This window comes from Anoxybacillus sp., from assembly GCF_036834105.1.
In the GTDB taxonomy this organism is placed as follows: Bacteria; Bacillota; Bacilli; order Bacillales; family Anoxybacillaceae; genus Anoxybacillus.
Map to the genome: position 1 here is coordinate 1 of NZ_DAITON010000125.1, position 6,445 is coordinate 6,445.

Here is a 6,445-nt window from a genome sequence, read left to right on the forward strand (position 1 = left end):
TAAATAAGTAAAACATTATCAAAGCGACTAAAAAAAGAATGGAGGAGTACAAAAAAGCATCGCTCGCTTTGCTATTCGTTTGCATGAACGAGTGATATACGCTCAATATGTACATAAAGGAGATCGAAACGATGCCCACGCCATAATGAATTAACTTTTTAACATGTGATAAATACAAAAAATCGGTTGCAAGCAAGGCGCTTCGATGTCCGTGTGATGAAAAGTCATATACGTCATGCTGAATGACTCTAGATAAGTTTTTGACTGTTATATGAAAAAGAATCATATGCCATATTCCGTACAAACAGCTTGCTGTAAGCAAGTGAGCGATTGGAATGCGCATCCAAAACAATACAACGAAAAACGACAGCAAACAATATGCAATGATATGCATGACTTTTAGAGGGAGTTGTTTTAACGCACACATATATTTATACACGTCATGCTCATTTTTTTTCTTTTTATAGGACACGATTTTCCTAGTGTATTTTAAAAATACAGAAAGGAATAAAAGGACAATGATCAGCCATGAGATAACAATGTAAAAAGTTTTAGAACCATTTGTGTATATGAAAAAGCACATGATCGACGTATAACAACATATGACCCATGCGCTGATGGTACGTTTTGCACGAGCATAAACGTCCATGAATCCACCGCCTTGTTGTGATTACATAAAACGAAGAAAGGTTTGTTCGATTACCATTATAGTTTCTTTTTAGGAACTTTTCAATAAAAAATCCCAAAAAAAGAAACAAAACATGAAGGGAATGGTGAATGTGAATGATATAAAAGCGATCATTAGCGAGAGAATTAAACAACGTTTAAAACAACTCAATTTAAAGCAAAAAGATTTAGTAGAACAAACAGGTCAGTCTAAAAGCACGATTAATAAAATTGTGAATGGAACGGTAACCCCGCGTGTAGATTTGCTTATTCCAATTAGTAGAGTGTTAGATGTGTCTATCGATTGGCTCGTTGCAAATGAAAAGGAAGTGAAACATGGAGGGGAAATGGAAGAAGAAATTATAAATATGTTGCGACAAGTGGATGAAAAGAAAAAAGTACATATTTATTTTCTTATTTTGTATATTTTAGTATTGCTAAATGATAAAAAAAAATAGTAAAGCGATAAGGAGTCCCGTTATTTTTGGGACTCCAAAGTAAAGCGCTCGATTAATTGTTGCAGTTGCACAGCGATGTGAGCAAGTTGCTTGGCGGATGCATCAAGCTGTTTAGAAGTATTCGTTTGTTCATCAACTGAACGCGTCGCCTGAACGATTTCAGATTGTACATCTTTAGCCGTTTCAACTATGTTTTCAATTGATGCGGTCACTTGTTCAACGCCAGCTGACATTTGTTCTGTCGCCGCTGATATTTCTTGAATTTCTTCTGATACGACATCTGTTTTTCGGACAATTCGTTCGAAAGCTTGTGCAGTGTTCGTGATGATTGCGCTACCTTCTTTTATATCTTCCGCTCCTTGCTTTGTGACTTCTGACACTTCTTTTACTTGATGTTGGACATGTCCGATGAGCTCGCTTACTTGCTTCGCCGCTTCATCTGTTTGTTCAGCTAGCTTTCGTACTTCTTCGGCGACAACAGCAAAACCTTTTCCTGCTTCTCCAGCACGCGCTGCTTCAATCGCTGCATTTAATGCAAGTAAATTTGTTTGAGATGAAATTGCGCTAATCGTTGCAACAATATGACCGATTTGTTCAGAATACGATGTTAAATGTTCGACTTGTTTAGCGATTTGTGAAAAAGATTGTTCCATTTGTTTCATTTGCTGTACCGTTTGTTCAAGCTGCTCTTTTCCTTGTTGTGCTTCTTCGGACATCTCCTTCGCTGAGTCTGCCACTTCGGAGGTAGATTCAGCCAATTTTTGAACGCCTACCGCCATTTCCTCCATTGCTTTCATGCTTTCGAGCATCGCCTCTGTTTGCGATGTTGTTCGCTCAGTAATTTCGCTCATGACTTCGTGAATATATGCACTTGTTTCGCTATTTTGTCTTGCGTTTTCGGTAATGTGAGCTGCTTCGGATGTCAGTTGTGCACTTTCTGTCGATAGCGTGCCAATTTGTTCTCTCAACTGTTCTACCATCTTCTTCATCGCTTTTGTTAACATTCCGACTTCATCGTTGTTTTGTAAAGTATCGACGTGAACGTACAGCTTTCCTTCTGCAATTTGTTGAGCGACAAGCGCCGTTTTACGGACAGGGAGCAATATACGACGAAGCGCAACAGTTATAAAGAGCACGAGAAATGCAATGGCTATCAGTATGCCGATCACAGCTTTTACAGCGATAGACTGTATATTTTTAAATAACACATCGTTCGGAACAGATAAAACAATCGCCCAAGTTTTATTAAATGCAGGTAATTGAATCGGTGCAAATCCTCGAAAAACATCTTGTTTCACAAGTTGAGAATATATTTCGTCGGAGAAATGTTCCCCTTTTGCGAGGCGTTTCAATATTGTTTTGTTTTTATCCATCGTAATGGTTTGTCCGATAAAACGTTCACCTAAGCCACTCGCAATGATCGTTCCATGACCATCGATAAAATTAAAGTATCCGCCGAGAGGTTTTTGTTCACTAATTAACTGTTGTAAAAAAGATACATCAAAATCAACGCCAACAATCCCTAAAAATTCACTTGTGTTCGGGTCAATAAGAGGAAAAATGAGCGACGTAAGGAGCACGTCTTTTCCGTTGATGGCGTACGTGTACGGCTCAAGAAGCAAAGGTTTTTTCGTCTCCTTCGGTACTAAATAATAGTCGCCATCTCCCGCCTTGTCATAGTCGCGGCTTGCTTCCACAATAATTTTTCCGTCGCTTCGGACGACGTAAGGAATGAATCGCCCTGTTGTATCATGTCCATCTCGATTGATGTATTCAGCATCTTTGTTATCAAACGCATTCGGCTCCCATAACGTATAAATACCGAGCAATTGATCATTTTGTTCAAGTAAGCGATGCATATGTTCCAATACTTGTTCACGCGTTAACCCATGTTTTTGAGCGAATAACATGTACTGTCCAAACGTACGAGCCGTAGCTTCAGCAGCTGAAAACAGCGATTCAAATTCATTTGCGTACGCTTTCGTTTCACTTACCGCATCCGTCTTTATCAGCTCTTTTTCGTCTGACAGCACTTCATATAGTATGAAAGAGACAGCAGTAGTAGCGATTATAGCTACAATAGATGAAATTAAAAAGGCTGTCCGAAAAATTAAGCTGCGGTCTTTCCATTTTTTCATATATGTTTTCTCCTCTCCTTGTATAGTTCTATCGTCCTACCTTTACCATATTAATGTATTCCATAGTGGTCAGACAAGAGAAAAAGAGGCTACTTCACCTCTTTTACAATTTCTTTATACACTTTCTCTCTATCAAACCCTTTTTCGCCCATGCCGAATGTGGCGATGACGCGGTTGTTTTCGTCTAAAAAGTAGGTGAGTGTCGTATGGATAAGCATGCCGTTTCCTGGATCGCGATATAAGAAGTCGAAAGCGTCGGCCACTTTTTTCGTATCCTCTTGGCTACCTCGTAAAAAAATCCATCCTTCGTTATCGCTTGTTACGCCAAACATGTTCGCATACGTTTGCATCACTTGTTGTGTGTCGCGTGTTGGATCAATGGTGATCGTAATAAATTCAACTTTGTCTTTAAACAAACCGTCTTTTTCCAACTGTTCTTTTAACTGTTTCATTTGAAATGACGTGCTTGGACAAATGTCTGGACAGTTTGTGTACACGAACTCTAATAGGCGCACTTTCGGTTCCATGTTACGAAATGAATACGGTTTTCCCCATGCCGTTTCCATCGTTACGTCTTTTGGAAACTCCATTTGATCTTGGCGGTAGTAAGAAAAATAAAATATACCAATGCCAATACAAATCGCAAGTAAACTAAAAAAGCCGATGTATAGTTTTTTCAACGTATATCCCTCCCACTTTCATCATACATAATCAACGTGCCAATGAGGAGAACGGGACGTGACAATTATTTGAATTTTTTCGTTGTTCTAAATCGTGAACGGGAAACTAAACTAGTAGTAACGATGGACAAGGGGGAAGAGAAATGAGAAAACTTGCTTTTTGGACGTTATTTCTATACGGAATATACGCATTATTTTTCGCATTTTACTTATTTCAATGGACAGACTCATCCATTCCAACACAATATAAAGGAACGAGCGCAGATCCGGCGACGTTTTTAACGAAAAAAGAACTGATGTTGACTGAACAGTTTTCCGAAGTAAAAAACTTTTTATTCTTTTTATCTATTCCGTATGAGTGGGTCATTTATATATTTGTGCTGCTGTTTGGCTTGTCGGCACGATTTCAACAATGGGCGGAAGCGACGACGAAGCGTCAGTTTATGCAAACGGCCATTTACGTATTTTGGCTATCGCTTCTTGTACAAGTCGTCACGTTTCCGCTTAGCTATATAAGCTATTACGTGACGAAAATGTATCACATTTCTACACAAACGTTTTCAAGTTGGATGCGCGATGAACTCATTGATTTTTGGGTAAATTACGCCATCATGGTTGTCATCGTTTACGTGTTATATGTGCTTATGAAAAAATTCGAAAAACGATGGTGGGTGTACGCATGGCTTTGTTCTATTCCGTTTACGCTTTTTTTAACGTTTATTCAACCTGTTTTTATCGATCCGCTTTATAACGATTTTTATCCTTTAAAAGACAAACAGTTAGAAGCAAAAATTTTAGCGTTAGCAGAAAAGGCTAACATCCCTGCTGAACACGTATTTGAAGTAAATATGTCGGAAAAAACGAACGCGCTTAACGCGTATGTCACAGGCATCGGCAGCAATTCACGCATTGTGTTATGGGATACGACATTGGAGCGGTTAAGCGAAGATGAAATTTTATTTATTATGGCGCATGAGATGGCGCATTACGTCATGAAGCATATGTATTGGGGGATAGGACTATATATTGTTGTCACGTTTATCGGACTGTTGTTGACAAATCGATGGATGAAGAGGGCAGTTGAACGGTTTGGCACACTTTTCCGAATAAAAAAATGGAACGACCTTTCTTCCTTACCTGTTTTTTTACTTCTTATTTCCCTATTAAGTTTTGCAGCGAGCCCTGCGATGAATGCGATTTCCCGCTATGAAGAACACGCGGCAGACAAATATGCAATTGAGTTAACGAAAAATAAAGAAGCGGCGATCTCGACGTTTCAACAATTGACGCGTTCAAGTTTAAGTCAAGTACATCCACCGTATGTCGTCAAACTATTTCGTTACAGCCATCCAACGATTTTAGAACGAATTATTTTTTTAGAACAGCAGTAAACATATTTTTTTGAAAAAAATTCATAAAAATACTTTCTTTTCTGAAAATTGTGTTATATAATAAAGATGTCAAAAGGAAAGTGTGTATTATAACAAAAGGGGTGGGAAACAAATCACAGCTCGTACATAGAGAAAAGAGCATCACAGTCATTTGGGGGTCTTTTGTACGGAAACAGAGGGGTTACGATAAAAAATTAAGGGGGAGAAGGAAATGGCAACATTCGAAGAACGTGTGAAACAATTAGAAGAAAGTTGGCAATTAGATGAACGGTGGAAAGGGATTACGCGCCCATATAGCGCAGCAGATGTCATTAAATTGCGCGGTTCGCTCGATATTGAATATACGCTTGCGCGCCGTGGGGCAGAGAAGCTTTGGCATTTATTAAATACAGAAGATTACGTTCATGCGCTCGGAGCATTAACAGGAAACCAAGCGGTACAACAAGCGAAAGCAGGCTTAAAAGCGATTTATTTAAGCGGATGGCAAGTTGCGGCGGATGCGAACTTAGCTGGGCATATGTATCCAGACCAAAGCTTATATCCGGCAAATAGCGTACCGCACGTTGTGAAACGCATTAACCAAGCGCTTCAACGCGCCGATCAAATTCAATATGTTGAAGGAAAAGAAGAGATCGATTATTTCTTGCCGATCGTAGCCGATGCGGAAGCTGGGTTTGGCGGCCAGTTGAACGTATTTGAATTAATGAAAGCGATGATTGAAGCAGGGGCAGCGGGCGTACACTTTGAAGACCAATTGTCTTCTGAGAAAAAGTGCGGCCATTTAGGTGGAAAAGTGTTGCTTCCGACTCAAACAGCGATTCGCAACTTAATTGCGGCGCGACTTGCGGCAGATGTGATGGGAGTGCCGACAGTATTAATTGCGCGCACAGATGCAAACGCGGCGGATTTAATTACAAGTGACATCGATCCGCGCGACCAAGAGTTTATTACAGGCGAGCGGACACCAGAAGGGTTTTTCCGTACGCGTGCCGGCTTAGACCAAGCGATTGCGCGCGGATTGGCGTATGCACCGTATGCTGATTTAATTTGGTGCGAGACGAGCGAACCGAACTTAGAAGAAGCGCGTCGTTTTGCGGAAGCGATTCATGAAA

Annotated in this window: 5 protein-coding genes and 1 pseudogene; 3 read left to right on the plus strand and 3 right to left on the minus strand. The window is 40.0% G+C overall.

What is annotated here, in order from left to right; translation table 11 throughout:
- Positions 1-439: pseudogene (locus tag V7Z64_RS10905) on the minus strand (HD-GYP domain-containing protein); the annotation flags it as partial.
- 331 nt (positions 440-770) lie between these two features.
- On the opposite strand from V7Z64_RS10905, the gene V7Z64_RS10910 reads away from it, so the two are divergent.
- Positions 771-1,124, plus strand: a complete 354-nt coding sequence (locus V7Z64_RS10910) for a helix-turn-helix domain-containing protein (protein ID WP_297989330.1) — start codon at positions 771-773, stop codon at positions 1,122-1,124.
- 20 nt (positions 1,125-1,144) lie between these two features.
- Here the strand turns inward: V7Z64_RS10910 and V7Z64_RS10915 are convergent, their stop codons facing one another.
- Together V7Z64_RS10915 and V7Z64_RS10920 are read right to left on the minus strand one after the other, a co-directional pair.
- Positions 1,145-3,262, minus strand: coding sequence for a methyl-accepting chemotaxis protein (locus V7Z64_RS10915; protein WP_297989328.1), 2,118 nt, complete (start codon positions 3,260-3,262; stop codon positions 1,145-1,147).
- Between the two features lie 89 nt (positions 3,263-3,351).
- Positions 3,352-3,942 carry an SCO family protein gene (locus tag V7Z64_RS10920; protein ID WP_297989326.1) on the minus strand — a complete coding sequence of 197 codons (591 nt, stop codon included), beginning with the start codon at positions 3,940-3,942 and terminating at the stop codon, positions 3,352-3,354.
- A 143-nt stretch (positions 3,943-4,085) separates the two neighbouring features.
- On the opposite strand from V7Z64_RS10920, the gene V7Z64_RS10925 reads away from it, so the two are divergent.
- Positions 4,086-5,333: a M48 family metallopeptidase gene (locus V7Z64_RS10925; RefSeq protein ID WP_297989324.1), complete on the plus strand. Its 1,248-nt coding sequence runs from the start codon at positions 4,086-4,088 to the stop codon at positions 5,331-5,333.
- A 211-nt stretch (positions 5,334-5,544) separates the two neighbouring features.
- The coding region (gene aceA / locus V7Z64_RS10930) for an isocitrate lyase (protein WP_334110402.1) at positions 5,545-6,445 on the plus strand (901 nt) is incomplete at its 3' end.

Coding starts and splice junctions, on each gene's coding strand:
- V7Z64_RS10910 (WP_297989330.1), top strand. CDS start 771: ATGGTGAATGTGAATGATATAAAAGCGATCATTAGCGAGAGAATTAAA.
- V7Z64_RS10925 (WP_297989324.1), top strand. CDS start 4,086: ATGAGAAAACTTGCTTTTTGGACGTTATTTCTATACGGAATATACGCA.
- V7Z64_RS10915 (WP_297989328.1), bottom strand. CDS start 3,262: ATGAAAAAATGGAAAGACCGCAGCTTAATTTTTCGGACAGCCTTTTTA.